This window comes from Methanoculleus marisnigri JR1 (genome assembly GCF_000015825.1).
Taxonomy (GTDB): Archaea; Halobacteriota; Methanomicrobia; order Methanomicrobiales; family Methanoculleaceae; genus Methanoculleus; species Methanoculleus marisnigri.
Genome location: NC_009051.1, coordinates 2247384 through 2265084, shown reverse-complemented (window position 1 = coordinate 2265084; position 17701 = coordinate 2247384). Strand labels below are relative to the sequence as shown.

The following is a 17701-nucleotide window of genomic DNA, read 5'->3' as shown; positions in this document are numbered from 1 at the left end:
GTCTCCCTACCCGAACCGTCCGGTGATGTAGTTCTCCGTCAGTTCTTCACCGGGATCTTCGAAGATCTTCGTGGTTTTATCGAACTCCACCAGTCTTCCCAGGTACATGAACCCGGTGTAGTCGCTGGCCCGTGCGGCCTGCTGCATGTTGTGCGTGACGATGACGACGGTGTGCTCCCGGGCGATCTGGATGATGAGGTCCTCGATCTTCGCCGTGGCGATGGGGTCGAGTGCGGAACAGGGTTCGTCCATCAGGATCGCCTCGGGTTCGACCGCAAGGCACCGTGCGATGCAGAGCCTCTGCTGCTGCCCGCCCGAGAGGGAGAGGGCGGGTTCGTGGAGCCTGTCCTTTACTTCGTCCCAGAGCGCGGCCCCCTTCAGGCTCTCCTCGACGATGCGGTCGAGCGTACCCTTCTCCCGCATCCCGTGAATGCGGGGGCCGTAAGCGACGTTCTCGTAGATGCTCTTTGGGAAGGGGTTCGGCTTCTGGAAGACCATGCCGATCTTCTCACGGATCGCGTATACGTCCGCACGAGGATCGTGGATATCGTTCCCGTTGAAGCGGATCTCTCCGGTCACGCTGGACGAGTCGATGAGGTCGTTCATCCGGTTGAAGCACCGGAGCAGGGTCGATTTCCCGCATCCCGACGGCCCGATCAGCGCCGTGACCCTGTTCTTCGGGATCCTGATCGAGATGTCGATGAGGGCATGCTTCTGCCCGTACCAGAGGTTGAGGTTTGTTGTCTCAAGGATTGTGGATCCGGTCATTTACATCACTGTTTCCCGATGGTATCGGCGCCGAACGAGGATCGCGGCGAGATAGATCGTGAGGACCAGCAGCAGGAGCACGAACGCGGTCCCGTAACTCTGCGTGGCCGCCCCCGGAATGGTCGTGGTGAGGACGAAGAGGTGGTACGGGAGCGCCATCACCGGTTCCGTGAGCGAAGACGGCAGGAATCTGCTGCTGAAGATCGCTGCCGTGAACATGATGGGTGCCGTCTCGCCTGCGGCGCGCCCGATGGAGAGGATCGCTCCGGTGAGGATCCCGGGGAGTGCCGGGGGGAGAACCACCCGCGAGATCGTCTGCCACTTTGTGGCGCCGAGAGCGTAACTTCCCTCCCGGAGGGAGCCGGGGATCGACCGGAGCGCCTCTTCGGTCGTCCGTATGATCGTCGGGAGGATCATCAGCCCGAGGGTGATCTGTCCGGCGATCAGCGAGACCCCGAAGCCCATGAAGAGCACCAGGAACGCGAACCCGAAGAGCCCGAAGACGATGGACGGCGTCCCGTTCAGCAGGTCCACTGCGGCCCGGATGCTCCGCGTCAGCGGGGTCTCGGCCGTGTACTCGATGAGATAGACGGCCGTCGCGATCCCGAGCGGAAGGGCGACGGCGAGGGCTCCTCCCACGAGGTAGAACGTCCCGACGATCGCGGGGAATATTCCTCCCGCTCTCCCGAGATCTCTTGGGGACCCGGTCAGGAACTCCCAGGAGATCGCTCCGGCCCCGTTGACGACGATCTCGAAGAGGATCACCCCGAGAGCCGCGATCACGATTGCGACCGAGAGCGATATCAGGAGGAACGCGCATCGCTGCGAGGCCCTCGGGGGGAGAAGCCTTCCGAACGGCGCCGATGCGGCGTGGGTTATGCGTGAGGCCGCCGCGGTAAGCGCCCGGTACGGCACGGAGCCCCGGGTTGCGGTCTTCACCCGCCCGGACGGCGTGGGTCGTGCCGTACCCTGCGTTCCCTGTATCCGGGTGATGATGACCCGTGCCGCGCTGTTGATCGCGAGCGTGATGAAGAGCAGGACCGCCGCGACGCCGAAGAGCGCATGGTAATGCGTGCTTCCGAACGCGACCTCGCCCATTTCGATGCCCAGCGTCCCGGTCAGCGTCCGTACGGGGGAGAAGACGTCGTAGATTGGGTCCGGGATGACGGCGGCGTTCCCCGTGATCATGAGCACCGCCATCGTCTCGCCGATGGCACGCCCCATCCCGAGTATGATCGCTGCGCTGATGCCGGAGAGCGCGCCGGGCACGACGACCCTCCGGATCGTCTGCCAGTGCGTTGCCCCGAGAGCAAGGCTGCCTTCTCTGAACTCCCGGGGGACCGAACTGACGGCGTCCTCGGCGACGCTCGTGATCGTCGGGATGGCCATGATCGCGAGGAGGATCGAGCCCGCAAGCCAGCTCGATCCCGACGGCTGGTCGAAGGCGATGCGGATCCAGTCGGTCAGGAGGATCAGGCCGAAGAACCCGTAGACGACGGAGGGGATGCCGGCCAGGAGTTCGACGGCCGGCTTGATCACTTCCCTTGTCCGGGGGCCGGCGATCTCCGCGATGTAGATGGCCGTACAGATGCTGAGGGGGCCGGCGATGACCATCGCGAGCGCCGTCACCAGGACGGTCCCGACGATGAGCGGGAATACGCCGTAAGCCGGATCGTGCCCCGCCGGGTTCCAGTCCGGGCCGGTCAGGAAGTCCCATACGCCGGTCTCGAGAACGATCTGGTATCCGTCGCGGAGCAGGAAGACGATGATGAAGAAGACGGTGACGATCGCGAAGAGCGCGACGAGGAAGAGGAGTTTGCCGACGATTCTGTCGACGATCTGCCTCGTTGCCCCGATTGAGGAGGGATCGATCCCGGCTTCGGGTTGCCGGAGCCGCCCGAAGCCCTGGAACGGAACCGGTGCAGCCTGTTCTTTCTTCATGGTCGCTCCGGGCGCTCAAAAGAGAGGCGGGGTCACTCCTGCACCGGGATGTAATCGACGCTCGCCACGATCTCCTGCCCTTCCGCGCTCATGATGAAGTCGAGATACTGCCGTGCGAGACCGTCCGGCTCTCCGTTCGTCAGCATGAAGAGCGGCCGGCTGATCGGGTAGTGTTTGCTCTTGATCTTCTCGAGCGTGGGCTCGACGGGGGTTCCGTCGACGTCCAGCGAGAGCACTTTCACGCCTTCGGTGTAGCCGAGGCCGACGTAGCCGATCGCGCCGGGAGTCCGCGATACCTTCTGCTGGATTCCGCCGTTCGAGTTGAACTCCTCCTGTGTTTTGACGAAGTCCTCGTTCTTCAGCACGTATTCCGAGAAGAACTCCCGCGTCCCCGAAGCACTGTCTCTTCCCACAACGACGATCTGCTGGTCGGACCCGCCAACCTGGTTCCAGTTCGTGTAGGTGCCGTTGTAGATGCCCCGCACCTCATCAAGCGTGAGGCTCTCGACGCTGTTTCCCGGGTTGACGATGAGGAGGATCGCATCATCGGCGACGTGGTGCCTGACGATACCGGGGTAGCCTGCGATCTCCGCAGGTTTGAGGTCGCGCGAGGTCATGCCGATATCCGCGGTACCCTCGCCGACGGCTTTGATCCCGACGCTCGAGCCTCCCCCGCTCACCATGATCTCGGCAGAGGTGTATTCTTCTTCGAATGCTTCCCTCGCTTTTTCGGCGATGGGCAGCACCGTCGTCGAGCCCGTTACCGTGATCTGCTCCGACGTCGGAGAACCGGACGACTGGCCGCCGACACACCCGGCCGCCATGAGAAATACCACGAGGATGCCGGCGACGGCAACCGTGGTTGCACCAGACAGACTCTTTCCTGCCATGGTATGAACGAGAATATGATGGGGTATATTGGTTCTCGACGTCGGATATAGACAACTCTATAATCACAATAGGGATATTGTTTTTCCGGAGACGGCGCTTCTCCGGCACGGATCTCTGCATCCCGCCGTGCGGCTGCGGCGTATCGATTAACCGTCCGTCTTCTCCCACCAGACCGCCGCGGTCGGCCGCACCGTCGTCTCGACGTACTTCCCGGACTCGTTTTTGCGGAGCGCGCGTGCGAAGTAATCCCTGACGGGGGCGAGTTCCTCCATCCCGGGGTTGTGCATCGCCGCCCAGGTCCGGACGGCCTCTTCGGGGGAGTCGTAGACCGCGTCCCAGACGGCACGGTATATCGTGACGTTCGGGTAGATCCCGGCGTCGTGGAGGATGTTGACGGGGTAGATGTAGTCCGGGTAGCCCTTCTGGACGGTCGCCGCCTCCCCAAAGACCGCCCGATAAAGCGCCATTTCATCGGGGTTCCGCCACTCGCCGGCGTGCCAGAAGAGGTAGACCGCCCGGAGAGCCGCGGCATCAAGTTTTTCGAGGGCGGCGGCGAGGTCGTAGAACCCGAGCGAGAACGCCGCGACGACGACGTCGTGCGGTTCGACGTCCCTGCCGATCACGGTATCCTCCCACCGCATCGTGACCGTGGAGTAGTTCGTGAGCTCCTCCGCTGCCATCCGCTCCCGGAGGACGGAGAGCATGCCTTCCGAGGGATCGAGGGCCGTCACGTGGGCGGCGGTTCGGGCAATCGGCACGGCCAGCCTCCCCGTCCCGGCACCCATATCGAGCACGGTGTCCTCCGGCCGGATGTCCAGGATCGCGAGTTCGTGCTCGGTCGCCTTCTTCTCGTCCTGGGTGATCCGCCGGTAGGCGGCGGCGCGTTTGTCCCAGTGGGCGGCGGGATCGCGGTCTTTCTCGGCGCGTTCGGACGAACCGGCGTGAAGCGCCTTCCAGAGCTCGTTCCAGTCGATGATCCGGTGCATACAGGTTCCTCTCGCCCGGAACATTATAAGCGCTCGCTCGCGGGCAGCGCCGGGAACCGGACGGGCTTCAGGATCGGCTACATAGGGACCCTTGATAGGGATTTCTTCTCGAACCTGCTGTACGGGTTCGGGTCATCGTTCATCGGGATCGTAATCGCGGTGATCACGGTTGTGTTGGGCGGCCGGTCTGCCGGGAGCAGGGCCGCAATTACGATGACGTCTCCCCTCTGCCATTCCAGACGTCCCGTCCGCGATCGGTCACATCGCCTGGCAGGTCTACGAGTTCGGCGGGGTATGGAGCGAAGAACGATTGGTTCATCAGGTACGGCTCCCGGAACCGGATAACCCATGAACGGAGCAGGCCGCGGGGTTCGCCCAGCGTCGCGTGGCCTTCCCTGTAACGGTCGATCAGCCTGATGTAATGCGCTTTCTCCTCGTCTGAGATGCGGTCGCGGAAATAGCCCAGGGTGTGCTGGAGAACGTTGACGTTGCCGGTATACCGGGGAGGCCGTGCGAGCGCCGCAGAGAGCATCCGGCGATACCGGAGGAAGAGTTCTCCCGGTCTGACCTCTGCCCGGTTTGCTACGAGCCTTCCTGCCTCCCGTAGCATCTTCTGGCTCGAGGCGAGCAGGAGGAGCTTGTTGTCTGCATGGAACCGCACGAGGGCTTCCCGATCCTGAGTTGCTTCAACACCCCGGAACGCCGCCAGGGTAAAGACCGCGGAGAGGAAGTGGTCGCGGATCCGTGCATTGTTCAGGCGCAGTTCGTCTTCTACGGGGAGATCCGGGTATCGCTTCAGCACCTCGCGGGCGAAGAATCCTGCGGACTTCGCGATCGCCGCGGACTTTTCCATTGACGGATACACCCGGACGTTCCGGGTCCCCGAGGTGGGTGAGCCGCCTTTGAGGATAAAACCGTCGACAGGGGGCAGGGAATCGAGGAACCGGGCTGCGAAAGCGGACATCTCCTCCGTAACGTCCCGCCCGGTAGCCGGCTGCACGAGGCGATCGGAACCCCCTATCCGGACGATCCTGACGGTTGAGCGGGGGATGCCGAGCCCGATCTCGACCTCCGGGCAGACCGGGATACAGTCGGCATGCTTCCTCAGGCGTGCCACCGTGGGGGAGGGTATCTTCGAGCCGTCGTAGCGGCACGGGTCGAACTCGATGCAGCGGCTGACGACGAGGCGGGGCCGGGGGTATTCCCGGGTCATGGGACATCACGATACGGCGGGATGGATATCAACCCTTGGGTTCCGGTGGAGGAAGGGCGTACACCACCTTCATAGCCCCGCGGCGCGACTCTTCTCTCATGAAACCGGCGGTCATCAGGCGCGAGGAGGGGGTTAATCTCGAGAAGCGCGGTGTTAGAATGCGGGTCTATACGGCAGAGGGCGCCCCGGCCGGGGTCGTCTACCAGGAGACGGAATCGGGGCATGCGGAAGAGTTCTGCCACGAGAAGAGCGCGTTCATCTATTACATCGTCGAGGGGGAGGGGATCTACGTCATCGACGGCGTCGAGCACCGGGTCCGGCCGGGAGACGTCGTCGTCGTGCCGCCGGGAAACAGCATCTATTTCCGGGGCCGTCTTCGGCAGGTGCTCGTCACCGTCCCCCCGTGGGAGGAGTCCGGCGAGCGGCATATCCGGGATGTCGAGGTGTGAGCGGGCCGGTCCCTCGCCGCACCCCCGGAACCCTTATTCCTCTGTTCAGCGAGAACTCCGATCATGAAGGTGCTCGGCATCAGCGGGAGCCCGAGGGCGAGGGGGAACACCGCCCGCCTCCTGGCGGAGGTTCTCCGCGGGGTCTCCGACGCAGGCGGCGAGGTGAGCGCCGCCAGTCTTTCCGAATATACCATCGCCGGCTGCGTCGGTTGCGAGCGGTGCAGGCTTGATAAGACCTGCACCCGCTTCAACGACGGCATGACGATGCTGTACCCCCGCATCGTGGAAGCGGATGCGCTCGTTCTCGGTTCGCCCGTCTACCACTACAACGTCACCAGCCAGATGAAGGCGTTCATCGATCGGCTCTACGCCTTCTACGACTTCACCGACGAGCGTCCCCGGGGCTACTCCAGTCGTCTTGCGGGCCGGAAGCGCAAGGCCATGGTCTTTGCGGTGGGCGAGCAGGCGGACCCCGCCGACCTCGGTGTTGCACTCGAAGCGCTCTCCCTGCCGCTCCGGCCGCTCGGCTACGAGGTGGTTGCCGAACTCCCGGTCCTCAACTGTTTCGAGCCGGGGATCGTCGGGACGAAGAAGGAGGTTCTGGAGCAGGCATACCGGTGCGGCCGGGACCTTGCGGCGGCGCTCTCCGGGGCCTGAAGGCGGCACCCTTACGAGGCCTGCTCGACGATATCGACGAACACGCCGGCCGGATCTTCGAGGATGAAGTGTTTCTGGCCCCACTCTTCCTCGATGTAGGGATATACGATCTTTACGCCCTCAATCTTTTGCGCCTTCTCGTACTCTCTTCCGGCGTCCGCCACATCGTAGGTGACGATGATGCCCTTTCCGTCGTACGCGTCGTGGAGAAACCCGGGCTGGCTGGAGAGCCCGGGTTTCATGAACCCGAGTTCGATACCGTTTGCGTGCCTCAACTGCACGTACCAGTCGGCATCGAAGACGACGTCGAAACCGAAGTGTTCGACGTAAAAGTCCCTGCAATCCTCGAGATTCGGGGTGATGACGACGGGATACTGTACGGTCACATCTATTTTCGGCATATCGGATCTCCTCTTTCCGTCTTCCCGGCACGACTCCTTCGAAGAAAAGGTTTGCTGTGAATCGCTCACGACGGGCGGAGCCCGGTGAGGGGGATATCGCGGTGCGGCCGGAGCACGAACGGTTCCGAACCTTCATCGCTACGTTGTACGCATAGTATCGTATGGCAGCATCAGGTGAGATTGCGATTCGCCCGATGACGAAGACCGAGGTCGGGGTCGCGGTCGACTGGGCGGAACGGGAGGGCTGGAACCCCGGCCTCTCCGACGGAGAATGCTACTTCGCGATCGACCCGCAGGCGTTCTTCGCGGTGCTTCTCGACGGCCGCCTGATCGGCTCGTTCTCGATCGTGGTCTATTCGGACGAGTTCGCCTTCGGCGGGTTTTACATGCTGGAACCAGAATACCGCGGGCAGGGGATCGGCCTTGCGATCATGGAGCACATCGACCGGCTCGCCGGGCCCTACAACTTCGGGATCGACGGGGTCTTCGAGATGCAGGCCCGCTACAGGGCCCACGGCTTCCTCTTCTCGCACCGGAACATCAGGTACGAGGGTCTCGGAGGGGGTTCCCGTCCTCCGGGCCTCACGGACGCCGCGGACGTTCCCTTCGACGCCCTCGTCCGCTACGACGCCCGACACTTCCCGGCAGAGCGGCCGGCGTTCCTCCGCCACTGGCTGGCGCAGCCGGGCGCGACGGCGCTGGGGGTCCTCGAGGTCGGGGAGGTCCGCGGCTACGGACAGGTGCGGCCGTGCCGCAGGGGCGCGAAGATTGGTCCGCTCTTTGCAGATACGCCCGAGATCGCCGAACGGATCTACTGCGGCCTTGCGGCGGCGGTCCCCGGTCAGCCGCTCTTCCTCGACGTGCCGGAGCCGAACCGCGCCGGTATTCTTCTCGCAGAGCGGCACGGGATGGTTCCGGTCTTCGGCACGGCACGGATGTACACGAAGGAGATCCCCGACCTCCCGCTTGATGAGTGCTACGGCGTCACGAGTTTCGAGACCGGGTGAGGGGGTATCCCGGCACTCAGTTCTTGAAACTGTGAATCGGTGCGGGAATCCGTCCGCCGCGGTTGATGAAGTCGGCGCAGCCGAACCCGTTCACCCTCTGGACCGGTGCATGCCCCAGCAGCCCGCCGAACTCGACGGTGTCGCCGAGATCCTTTCCTATCACCGGGATCAGCCGGACAGCGGTCGTCTTGTTGTTGATCATCCCGATCGCGGCTTCGTCCGCGATGATGCCGGATATCGTCGAGGCGGGTGTGTCGCCCGGGATCGCGATCATATCGAGGCCGACCGAGCATACGCAGGTCATCGCCTCGAGTTTCTCGATCGTGAGGGCACCGCGGTTCACCGCATCGATCATCCCCTGGTCCTCGCTGACGGGGATGAACGCGCCCGAAAGCCCGCCGACAAAGGAGCTCGCCATGATCCCTCCCTTCTTCACCTGGTCGTTTAAGAGGGCGAGGGCGGCCGTCGTCCCCGGCGCACCGACCGACTCGAGCCCCATCTCCTCGAGGATCCCGGCGACGCTGTCCCCGACGGAGGGCGTGGGGGCAAGAGAGAGATCCACGATCCCGAACGGGATCCCGAGCCTCTCCGACGCCTCCTGGGCGACGAGCTGCCCGGCGCGGGTCACCTTGAAGGCCGTCCGCTTGACCGTCTCGCAGAGAACCTCGAAGTTCTTGCCCCGGACATCCTCGAGCGCGTGCTTGATGACCCCCGGGCCGCTCACGCCCACGTTGATGACCGCATCGGCCTCGGAGACGCCGTGAAACGCCCCGGCCATGAACGGGTTGTCGTCGGGGGCGTTACAGAAGACGACGAGTTTCGCGCAGCCGAGGGAGTTGTTCTCCTTCGTCGCCTCGGCGGTCTCCCGCACGATCTCCCCCATCAGTTTCACGGCGTCCATGTTGATCCCGGTCTTCGTCGAGCCGATGTTCACCGAACTGCAGACCCTCCCGGTCGCGGCGAGAGCCGCCGGGATTGAGCGAATGAGGGCTTCGTCGGTCGGGGTCGTGCCTTTCGAGACGATGGCCGAGTAGCCCCCGAGGAAGTTGACCCCCGTGTCCCGTGCGGCTTTATCCAGCGTCTTTGCAACCTCTACGAAATCCTCCTCGGACCTGCAGGCCCGCCCGGCGACGAGTGCGATGGGGGTTACGGATATTCTCTTGTTCACGATCGGGATCCCGTACTCGAGCTCGATCTCCCTCCCGGTCGAGACGAGGTCTTTGCCCAGTCGGGTGATCTTGTCGTAGATGTTCCGGTTGAAGGCGTCGAGATCGGAGTCGCAGCAGTCGAGAAGGCTGATGCCGAGCGTGATGGTCCGGACATCGAGCTTCTCCTGCTCGATCATCTTGTTGGTCTCGTTCACCTCGAGAATATTGATCATGGAACCCCTCAGATGCGGTGCATCTTCGTGAAGATGTCTTCCCGCTGGCACCGGATCTTAACACCGATCTCCTCGCCGAGGTCGTCGAGTTCGGTTACCATCCCGGCATACGGTTTTGTCGATCTGCCGGTATCGACGATCATCATCATATTGAAGTAGCCCTGCACGATCGTCTGCGAGATGTCCTCGACATTGACCTGGTTATCGGCAAGATACGTGCAGACCTTCGCGATAATGCCGACGGCATCCTTTCCGACGACGGTAATGATTGTCTTGCTCATGCCCTCTCCCGTCCTTGTGTGGGTATGGATAGGATGTACCGGTGATTCAAGGTTTGCCGGGGAGTGCCGTGAGATCATTCACCGGGAGATCGCGGACCGGTGTCACCCGGCCCCTTCCGGGGCCTGCCCGAAGACGATTGCGAGCAGGGGAAATACGATCAGACTGACCCCGACGTAGCCCAGGATACCGATGTTCCGGATACCCATACCGGCAAGCGCCGCGCCGATTAACCCCGCGAGGCTCTGTATGCCGCCGATGACCATAAGAATCTGGAGCGTTCTCTCCAGAACTCCGGTGCGGCAACGATCATCGGGAGGGGGGCAAGATGTCCCACGCGAGGATGTCCGGTGCATACACCACCGGCGGCCACTCAAAGGAGAAGAGGAAAGGAGCCCGCGAGAGTCCCGCGGACGTGATCAGGGGGAATACCGCTACCCATACGCAATTTCCAGCGACCGGATCCATTCTGCGGTCGTCATCACCTGCGAGAATCGCATCTGCTGGGTCACGAGGACTGCCCGGTGAAGGTCGGCATCGGAGATCGTCCCGGCCCGGTTGGTAACGGAGAGCGTCCCGGTGGCATCCGAGAGGAATTTCACGCCGTACCCGTTATGGAATGCCTGCCGGGCGGTCGAATCACAGCACATCTGGGACATGTAGCCGGAGATGGTCACGGAACTGACGGAATGTTCTCTAAGCCAGGCATCAAGGCCGGTATCGGTGAAGCTCCCCGGCAGAGCCTTCTCGATGAGCAGGTCATACGGCCGCTTCTTCACTTCGGGATGGAGTTCCCATGCCGGGGTTCCGGACCGGAACGACGGGGCATCCGGAACGGTGCTGGTGTGCCGGATCACCACGACCGGGACATCTGCAGCACGTGCGGCGTCCATCGCCTGAAGGATGCTGGTCAGGCTCGCCTTCGGGTATGTTATCGGCAGATTGCCGGAGAAATATTCGTTCTGGACATCGATGACCAGTAATGCTTCCTTCATCATGTATCGGCCCCGTAAAATGTAATCCTGTTGATCTCCATCCGATAGAACTCCACAGGTTTTCCCTGGATCTCCTCTATGCACTCGCCGGTAGTTCGGAAGTGCATCTCTTCATACAGTCTTTTTGCACGCGGATTATTCTTCCGTACAATAAGGCGGATGGTGCCGGTTGCGGTATCGGAAAATCCATGCACGAGTGAGAGATATATGACGGTTCTTCCTACCCCTCGCCCGCATCTCTCCGGGTGGAGTGCGATCCGGAACTCGGCAATGCCGCCGGGCTCGCGTGCAATGATCGAAAAACCGGCAATCGTTCCTTCATCGTCGGCGATAAGAATATCCGCGTCGGGTCTTTGCGAGTATTCATCCAGCCAGCCCCTGTCTCTGAGCGCGTAATCGAGATCGCTGAATTCAGCAGGGTAGGGAGGCCATCCTTTGATGACGGCAATGTCGTCCTGGGTGATTTGACGAAGGAAGATCATTCTCGGTAGAACGTGATCTTATTGTTATTCGTTATTAGAGGTGACGGCGACTGACCATAAATATCGCTGTACGAAGAGATACTCTCGACTTGATCGCAAGAAGAGTGAAAAACCGGAAATATCCGGGGAGTTCAGGAAAACGGGGGTAATTCCGTCTCAGAACCTCTCTCCCACGCCCGTTTGCGGCTGTGGTGCCGCCGGGGGATTGGTCGCCCTGTTGGAGATCCCACCGGTTCTCCGTTGCGGTGCTCATGGGTGAGGCGGGTCTGTGTACGTCAACGCAGGTTGACTTAGAAGAGAGGTGTCGACGCTATGTCAACTTGCGTTGACTTAGAAGGGAGATGTCAATGCTACGTCAACCGGGATTGACATATACACCACTGCCTCTCTGTAAGTTACGTCTGGTTGACTTAGATTTCCGAATCGCGTCTAAGTCAACTTGTGTTGACTTGTAAGGCAATTTATATTGTTCTAGATTGAAGTGTACTGCATGGAGAGGTATCCCGATAATAGAGCGGGGGTCTTCGTCCGCCAAGATGGGTATGACGCGTTTATTCCGCACCCTTTACCGCCCCCGGACCTGGTTTTCGATGAGGGAATTCTCTATCTATTATCGAGAGCCGATGGCGCTCTTGCCCGCCTTGACGGAGTTACCCAGGTGCTCCCGAACCCGGACCTTTTCGTGGCGATGTACATTAAAAAGGAGGCGCTGTTAAGTTCGCAGATCGAGGGTACGCAGGCATCCCTTCAGGGTGTTCTCGAATTCGAAGCCCACATCCGGCCCAGAGACGACATCAACGAGATCCAGGAGGTCTTGAACTACATAAAAGCGCTTCATCACGGCATAGAGAAACTGGGGTTCTCACCCCTGTCTCTTGATCTGATGAATGAAATTCACCGCTTTTTGATTCAGGGGACGCGGGGATCGCATAAACTTCCAGGCCGGTTACGGCACGTTCAGAACTGGATCGGTGTACCGGGAGGAACCATCCAGGATGCAGTATTCGTTCCGCCGCCGCCGGAGCAGGTTCCGGGGCTTATGCAGGATCTGGAGCAATTTATCCAGAGCCACGATAGAACGCCGACGCTTGTGAAGGCTGCTCTCATCCACGCTCAACTGGAAACGATCCATCCGTACCTGGATGGCAACGGGAGAATGGGCCGGTTGATGATCACGTTTTATCTCTGCTCTAAGGACGTCCTGGCGAGGCCGCTGTTGTATCTCAGTTATTATCTGAAGAGAAATCGGGAGAAGTACTATACGCTCCTCAACGGCATCCGGTACCAGGGGAACTGGGAGGCGTGGCTGGAGTTCTTCCTTCAGGGCGTAATAGAGGTATCCAATAATTCCATCGAAACAGCAAAGAGAATCATTCAACTCAAGGAAACGCTGATTGAAAAATTGCTGGAGAACAATATCGGCGGCGTCAATGCGGTTAAACTGATCGATACGCTCTTTGATCACCCCATCATCACAATAGGGCAGATAACAGAGGAATTGCGCATCAGTCGTCAGGCCGCAACCAAGCTTGTAGGAAAATTCGAGGATATCGGTATCGTGGAAGAGATCACCGGGAAGGAACGGTATAAGCAGTACATGTTTGTGGATTACGTCAGGATCATCGAGGAAGGGACGCGAATATAGTTGATTGTCCATGAAGAAATACAGCAGACAGGATCAGACAACGATGGCGGCCTGGGCCGCGGACTGCGCCGAGCGGGTGCTTCCCCTCTTTGAAGCGGCCTATCCCGGGGACGACCGGCCGCGGAGGGCCATTGAGACGGGCAGGACATGGGTCCGGACGGGTGTCTTCACGATGGCCGAGATCCGCGGGGCTTCGCTCGCCGCCCATGCCGCCGCCCGCGAAGCGAAGGGAAACGACGCGGCTCACTTCGCTGCGCGGGCCGCGGGCCAGGCTGTGGCGACCGCACACGTCCCCCAGCACGCCTACGGGGGCGCTTATTACGCTTTGAAAGCCGTCGCGGCGGCGGACCCGGCGAATGCCGCGGTGAGTGTTGCCCGGGAGCGGGAGTGGCAGGCGGGAAGGCTCCCCGCGGGGCTGCGGGAGGAGATCATGGGGAGGATTGTTGTTCAGGAACGCGGGGGCGTGGTTGTTGTTAAATTGAGGAAGGGGGAGGGGTTTTGAGGATCTTATTGGTGATGGCAACAGGCTCTATGGTTTTCCTAACGTTGATCTAATAAAACTAAAAATGGTCTGAACTATACTATGACTCTCCTCTTTTTGGACATTGATTCTCTGTTCAGGTATACTATCTTGAGGTTTTAATTTCACATTCGGATCGTAATTTCCCTTAAAGAAATCATCGAGAAGTTGAAACGTACGTGATAGCAACCGCCCGTCAAGTGCTTCACTTCGATTCAGCAATCGCCGCTGTAGAAAGTCATATTCACAAAGTATTTTCCCATTTTTCAGGAGGGTTGCCCGAATCATGTAGTGCTTGTATTTTGGCTTGGGTTGGCTGTCAATATATCTTCTGACTTTGGCAAAATCAGATGCCCCTAAGTGTAACGCAAGAGTAGCATGGAATGCAAAATCCTCTTGATAGTCGTAACTTTTTAAATTACAGTATCGCTGAAGGCGTTGCGCTAGATCCCAACGGAACTGCTTCAACTTGTCGCTTGGATTGATATCAATGAAAACAACACGTGGGTTGTGAAAATAGCCAAACCCGTTCACGGTGAACCTGCATAGTGGGGTGGCAGCACAGTGGGAGGCAAAGTCTTTCACGAGTTGTTTTTCGTTATTTGCTGTAAATCCTCCTGCAAGCGTGATATGGGGTACCGGTCTTTTTGGTTGGGCATAATGTAAGTGAAACTTGTTTGTAAGACGCAGAATCATTTTGCGAATATCGTGTTTGGAGGATCCCTGAAACCGATATTCAATGAGATAATTTGCATGTGGGGCCATACTGGGCGGTATATCCTTTTCTATGATGTCTAGGGACATCTATCATATCATTCTGTCTGTTCATCACGTAATCGTGTGCTGTTCTGGATAAGGCAGAAAATGGGTTAATCAGGTGTCGTATTGTAGATCGTATTTCTTTGTGAGTGCTTGCCACCGTGCGTAGTGATACTGGTCTAAGACCTGTCCCATCGAGTCAAGTTTCTTTAATTCTTGAGCATCCCGATACTCCCCGCTCACGTCTAAGGACTTATCTCCACCTTGTACGTGAATGATCTTCACATCCGACGTAACTCTAAACCCTCCCAAATAATCCTCTGGAATGTACGTGATTATTGTTGGTTGTGTGGTTTCTATGAACGCGTATCCACTGTTCTGGAAGTCATATTGGCCGTTACATTTTACTCCGACTGCCATATGGTCGGAAAACTCAAACAATACCACATCGTAGCCTAACTGGCATAAGAGGTAACTCAGGAGCAACGATTTGTCGGAGCATACCCCCTGATTATTGTGAAGTGTTTCGTAGGGGTAATACCAGTCGCTATCCATCCCAGAATATCGGTTCCAACTGTAAGGTATATGCTGGACAAGGCTGATTGCCACTTGAGCTTGAGCCTCTGGTGAACTGGATGTCTTTTCGATCTGCTCAATGAAAGGATCTAAATACTCATCCTGATAGGAGTTTTTTAGCAACTCCATTATGACTTCATCCACGTAATTGTACCGGTATGTGTGACTTTCTTTTGAAAAATACTCGTTTAATCCGCCATAGGTTGTAAAACTCAGAGTTCTTCGACCCCCAGCGTAGTAGGGATAATTGTGTGGTTTTGGGGAGTCCTTAAACGATTCGGAAGGGTCAATAATGTCGCCAATAATAGGGATATCCGAGGCCTTGAACGCTTGATTCTCTGGTGTCGTATCCGGTAAGGTCACCTTTGTTGATGAGGGGTCCTGCTGCATCAGGGCAGTAGATCCACCAGAATCGTCTTCTAACTGAGAAACGAACAAAACTATTTGAGGATAGAATAAAGCAAGACCCACAACAATCGCTAAAACGGCAAGAGTTTTCGTAATCTCTTGCTCGGTTTGCCGTGCGAGTCTCTGTGAGGATGTTTTTCTTGAGTGGCCATTCGCATTATCACTATATCGGGAGTAATCTTCACTGTTTTCGGTGTAAGAATATCGTTCTTGTACACAGTTATGGTATTCTGACAATCTGTGGTCCGCGCAAAATGTTTTTCCTACACAATTATGGTATTCTGGCAATCTGTGGTCCATGCAGAATGTTTCTCCACATCGTCTACAGACGTAGGGTAATCCTTCAATTTGGCGACCACAGAAATAGCATTTCGCCATATTCAATAACAATTGCTATCTATTTATAACCCTTCCGAAATGAATATCTGGAAAAAAAGTTCCGTGAGATTATTCTCATTAAGAATTGAAGTCTATGGTAGAGCAGCACCCGCCCCTTCGAGAAATCCATGACCCATGCCACGACTCATTCCGTAGCGGTCACAACAAACTCATCCTATCTTCTGTACCCGCCCCCCTTCACCCCACTTCCCGCAAATCCCTCCGCACCCGCCGTCGCATATACCACTCCGCCGCCATGCCCAACGCATGGTAGACCGGATTGACCGGCACGTCCACGTAGTAGCGCCTCCCCCTCTCGAACCACCCCTGCTCCTTCCAGTAGGCGTGGTCCGCGGGAGCCGATTCGCCCAGCTCGTCGCAGGGCGCCCGCCCGATATGAAACGCCATCACGTTGAAGAGCCCCGGCCTCCTCGGCGTTTCCCTCCGGAGCGCGGCGAGAAAGGCCTTTGCCGCCGCCTGCAGTTTCTCTTCGTTCTCCCGCAGCCGGTAGGCGGGGAGAGGGCCCATCTTCGCGTGGGAGACGATCCCCGCCCGACCGGCAACCTCAAAGCCCCAGATGCGGGCCACCGCATTGAGGTAGTCCAGCACGTCCTTATCCCCCATCACCCCGACGGTGGTGAGGAGGAGCGCCTTCTGCCGGAAGAACCGGGGGCGGTGGAAGATGTAGGAGTGGCGGTCGATGAAGACCTTCATCAGCCCCGAGACCTGGAACCCGTACACCGGGGTGGCGAAGATCACCCCGTCCGCGGCATGCATCTTCTCTTCCAGGAGGGCCGAATCGTCCTTGATGGGGCAGTACTCCTCCCCGCGGTCAAAACAGGTGTAGCACCCGCGGCACTGCTCCAGGTTGACGTCCTTGAGCATGACGTACTCCCAGTCCACCGGTGCCTCCTCCTCGAGGATCTCGCGGATCCGTTCCGCTGCACGGTAGGTATTCGCCTTCCGGGCGCTGCCCATGATGACCAGGACCTTTATGGGCCGATCTTCCATGTAACAGTAGAAGCATATCCCCCATACATAGGTTTTCTTCCCCGGCACCGGCCAGGCGTGTGCGGCTACAGGGGGAAATAGGGGCGGAGAATAGGAGGATCCGTCAACAGATCCGCCCCTGTCAACCCTGCATCGGTCTCGATATCGACGCAAGCCAGGCATGGTGCCCGTCGGCCTGGATGCTGTTCTCAAAGACCGCCGGCCTGATGTAATTGATGACCCACCCGTCCCGGAAGGCATCCTGTATCTCATCTTGCGTGATCCTCCTCGGCAGAGGGTATTCGCCGGGGTTCTGCTCGTTGAAGCAGAGCATGAAGTATCTCCCGCCGGGTGCGAGGACGGCCGCGAGGCTCTCGGCGAGGGCCGGCCGATCTTCGTCGGAGAGGGTGTGGAAGAGCCCCGAATCGATGACGGTATCGAACGTCCTGTTGAGGGCGGAGAGTTCCAGTGCATTTCCGACGAAAAACTGTGCCTGGAGTCCTCTTTTTGCAGCCTTCTCCCGGGCCTTTCGGATCGCCAGGGAGGCGGTGTCGATCCCGAGCACCTCGTGCCCCTCGCCTGCAAAAAAGAGGACGTGATCCCCCGTTCCGCATCCGATGTCCAGGACGGAACCCGTGATCTCTCCTGCCCGGGCCAGTTCGACGAACGCCTTCTGGGGGCGGCCGATGTCCCAGGGTGGCGTGCTCCGGTAGACCGAGTCGAAGATATCCATACGGTATTATGGGTCGAGGGGCGACTTAACCGGTTCCGTGGTATTCAACGGTTCCGGCGGAAAACCGGACGGCTATCCTGTTGCATAATGGTTCCGAGCGTATGAATTCGGTTTCCCTCTTCCTGGGAGCGGGTCATCAGGTCCGCCGCAACGTATGCATCGCCGCAGGTGGGCGTCATGCGAAGTACCGCCGTATCCTCCGTCATGAGGAGTTGCCGCGATGCCCTCTTCCCCATCAAATA

Annotated in this window: 20 protein-coding genes and 1 pseudogene; 5 read left to right on the top strand and 16 right to left on the bottom strand. The window is 59.1% G+C overall.

Annotated features, from left to right (window positions below; all coding sequences use genetic code 11):
• Positions 1–6: 6 nt before the first annotated feature.
• The 5 genes from pstB to MEMAR_RS11230 all read right to left on the bottom strand — a co-directional run bounded on the left by pstB (position 7) and on the right by MEMAR_RS11230 (position 5799).
• The gene (gene pstB / locus MEMAR_RS11250) at positions 7–768 is read right to left on the bottom strand and encodes a phosphate ABC transporter ATP-binding protein PstB (protein ID WP_011845110.1); all 762 of its coding nucleotides are present in this window, start codon (positions 766–768) and stop codon (positions 7–9) included.
• Positions 769–2709 (bottom strand): phosphate ABC transporter permease PstA, encoded by a 1941-nt coding sequence (gene pstA / locus MEMAR_RS11245; RefSeq protein ID WP_011845109.1) that lies wholly within the window; start codon positions 2707–2709, stop codon positions 769–771.
• Positions 2710–2741: 32 nt separating this feature from the next.
• Positions 2742–3599 (bottom strand): phosphate ABC transporter substrate-binding protein, encoded by an 858-nt coding sequence (locus MEMAR_RS11240; protein ID WP_011845108.1) that lies wholly within the window; start codon positions 3597–3599, stop codon positions 2742–2744.
• A gap of 147 nt (positions 3600–3746) precedes the next feature.
• Positions 3747–4586 (bottom strand): class I SAM-dependent methyltransferase, encoded by an 840-nt coding sequence (locus MEMAR_RS11235; protein ID WP_011845107.1) that lies wholly within the window; start codon positions 4584–4586, stop codon positions 3747–3749.
• Positions 4587–4794: 208 nt separating this feature from the next.
• The gene (locus tag MEMAR_RS11230) at positions 4795–5799 is read right to left on the bottom strand and encodes a YbgA family protein (RefSeq protein WP_011845106.1); all 1005 of its coding nucleotides are present in this window, start codon (positions 5797–5799) and stop codon (positions 4795–4797) included.
• Positions 5800–5897: 98 nt separating this feature from the next.
• On the opposite strand from MEMAR_RS11230, the gene MEMAR_RS11225 reads away from it, so the two are divergent.
• A complete protein-coding gene (locus MEMAR_RS11225) occupies positions 5898–6248 on the top strand; it encodes a cupin domain-containing protein (RefSeq protein WP_011845105.1) in 351 nt (116 codons plus the stop codon).
• A gap of 63 nt (positions 6249–6311) precedes the next feature.
• Positions 6312–6905, top strand: a complete 594-nt coding sequence (locus MEMAR_RS11220; protein WP_011845104.1) for a flavodoxin family protein — start codon at positions 6312–6314, stop codon at positions 6903–6905.
• 11 nt (positions 6906–6916) lie between these two features.
• Here MEMAR_RS11220 and MEMAR_RS11215 read toward each other — a convergent pair whose 3' ends face one another.
• A complete protein-coding gene (locus tag MEMAR_RS11215) occupies positions 6917–7306 on the bottom strand; it encodes a VOC family protein (RefSeq protein WP_011845103.1) in 390 nt (129 codons plus the stop codon).
• Positions 7307–7500: 194 nt separating this feature from the next.
• Here MEMAR_RS11215 and MEMAR_RS11210 point away from each other — a divergent pair, with 194 nt between their 5' ends.
• Positions 7501–8313, top strand: a complete 813-nt coding sequence (locus tag MEMAR_RS11210; protein ID WP_245526603.1) for a GNAT family N-acetyltransferase — start codon at positions 7501–7503, stop codon at positions 8311–8313.
• Positions 8314–8329: 16 nt separating this feature from the next.
• Here the strand turns inward: MEMAR_RS11210 and MEMAR_RS11205 are convergent, their stop codons facing one another.
• The 5 genes from MEMAR_RS11205 to MEMAR_RS11190 all read right to left on the bottom strand — a co-directional run bounded on the left by MEMAR_RS11205 (position 8330) and on the right by MEMAR_RS11190 (position 11450).
• Positions 8330–9694, bottom strand: coding sequence for a PFL family protein (locus MEMAR_RS11205; RefSeq protein WP_011845101.1), 1365 nt, complete (start codon positions 9692–9694; stop codon positions 8330–8332).
• Between the two features lie 8 nt (positions 9695–9702).
• Entirely contained in the window at positions 9703–9975 is a 273-nt protein-coding gene (locus MEMAR_RS11200; RefSeq protein WP_011845100.1) for an ACT domain-containing protein, read from the bottom strand.
• A 102-nt stretch (positions 9976–10077) separates the two neighbouring features.
• A complete protein-coding gene (locus MEMAR_RS13215) occupies positions 10078–10239 on the bottom strand; it encodes a hypothetical protein (protein ID WP_155937417.1) in 162 nt (53 codons plus the stop codon).
• 168 nt (positions 10240–10407) lie between these two features.
• Complete coding sequence (locus MEMAR_RS11195; RefSeq protein ID WP_011845098.1) at positions 10408–10971, bottom strand: cysteine hydrolase family protein; 564 nt, start codon at positions 10969–10971, stop codon at positions 10408–10410.
• The gene (locus tag MEMAR_RS11190) at positions 10968–11450 is read right to left on the bottom strand and encodes a GNAT family N-acetyltransferase (RefSeq protein WP_011845097.1); all 483 of its coding nucleotides are present in this window, start codon (positions 11448–11450) and stop codon (positions 10968–10970) included. The genes MEMAR_RS11195 and MEMAR_RS11190 overlap by 4 nt, the downstream gene beginning before the upstream one ends.
• Positions 11451–11940: 490 nt before the next feature.
• Between MEMAR_RS11190 and MEMAR_RS11185 the strand changes: the two genes are divergently transcribed.
• Both MEMAR_RS11185 and MEMAR_RS11180 read left to right on the top strand, forming a co-directional pair.
• The gene (locus MEMAR_RS11185; RefSeq protein ID WP_011845096.1) at positions 11941–13095 is read left to right on the top strand and encodes a Fic family protein; all 1155 of its coding nucleotides are present in this window, start codon (positions 11941–11943) and stop codon (positions 13093–13095) included.
• A gap of 10 nt (positions 13096–13105) precedes the next feature.
• A complete protein-coding gene (locus MEMAR_RS11180; RefSeq protein ID WP_011845095.1) occupies positions 13106–13597 on the top strand; it encodes a putative immunity protein in 492 nt (163 codons plus the stop codon).
• 27 nt (positions 13598–13624) lie between these two features.
• Here the strand turns inward: MEMAR_RS11180 and MEMAR_RS12825 are convergent, their stop codons facing one another.
• The 5 genes and pseudogenes from MEMAR_RS12825 to MEMAR_RS11165 form a co-directional block, all read right to left on the bottom strand.
• Positions 13625–14380, bottom strand: coding sequence for a 2'-5' RNA ligase family protein (locus tag MEMAR_RS12825; RefSeq protein WP_011845094.1), 756 nt, complete (start codon positions 14378–14380; stop codon positions 13625–13627).
• A gap of 108 nt (positions 14381–14488) precedes the next feature.
• Positions 14489–15340: a transglutaminase-like domain-containing protein gene (locus MEMAR_RS13210; protein ID WP_187147950.1), complete on the bottom strand. Its 852-nt coding sequence runs from the start codon at positions 15338–15340 to the stop codon at positions 14489–14491.
• Positions 15341–15628: 288 nt separating this feature from the next.
• Positions 15629–15736 (bottom strand): annotated as a pseudogene (locus MEMAR_RS13390) (AN1-type zinc finger domain-containing protein); the annotation flags it as partial.
• Between the two features lie 198 nt (positions 15737–15934).
• The gene (locus tag MEMAR_RS11170; RefSeq protein ID WP_011845092.1) at positions 15935–16747 is read right to left on the bottom strand and encodes a flavodoxin family protein; all 813 of its coding nucleotides are present in this window, start codon (positions 16745–16747) and stop codon (positions 15935–15937) included.
• Between the two features lie 121 nt (positions 16748–16868).
• A complete protein-coding gene (locus MEMAR_RS11165; protein ID WP_011845091.1) occupies positions 16869–17459 on the bottom strand; it encodes a class I SAM-dependent methyltransferase in 591 nt (196 codons plus the stop codon).
• Between the last annotated feature and the right edge of the window lie 242 nt (positions 17460–17701).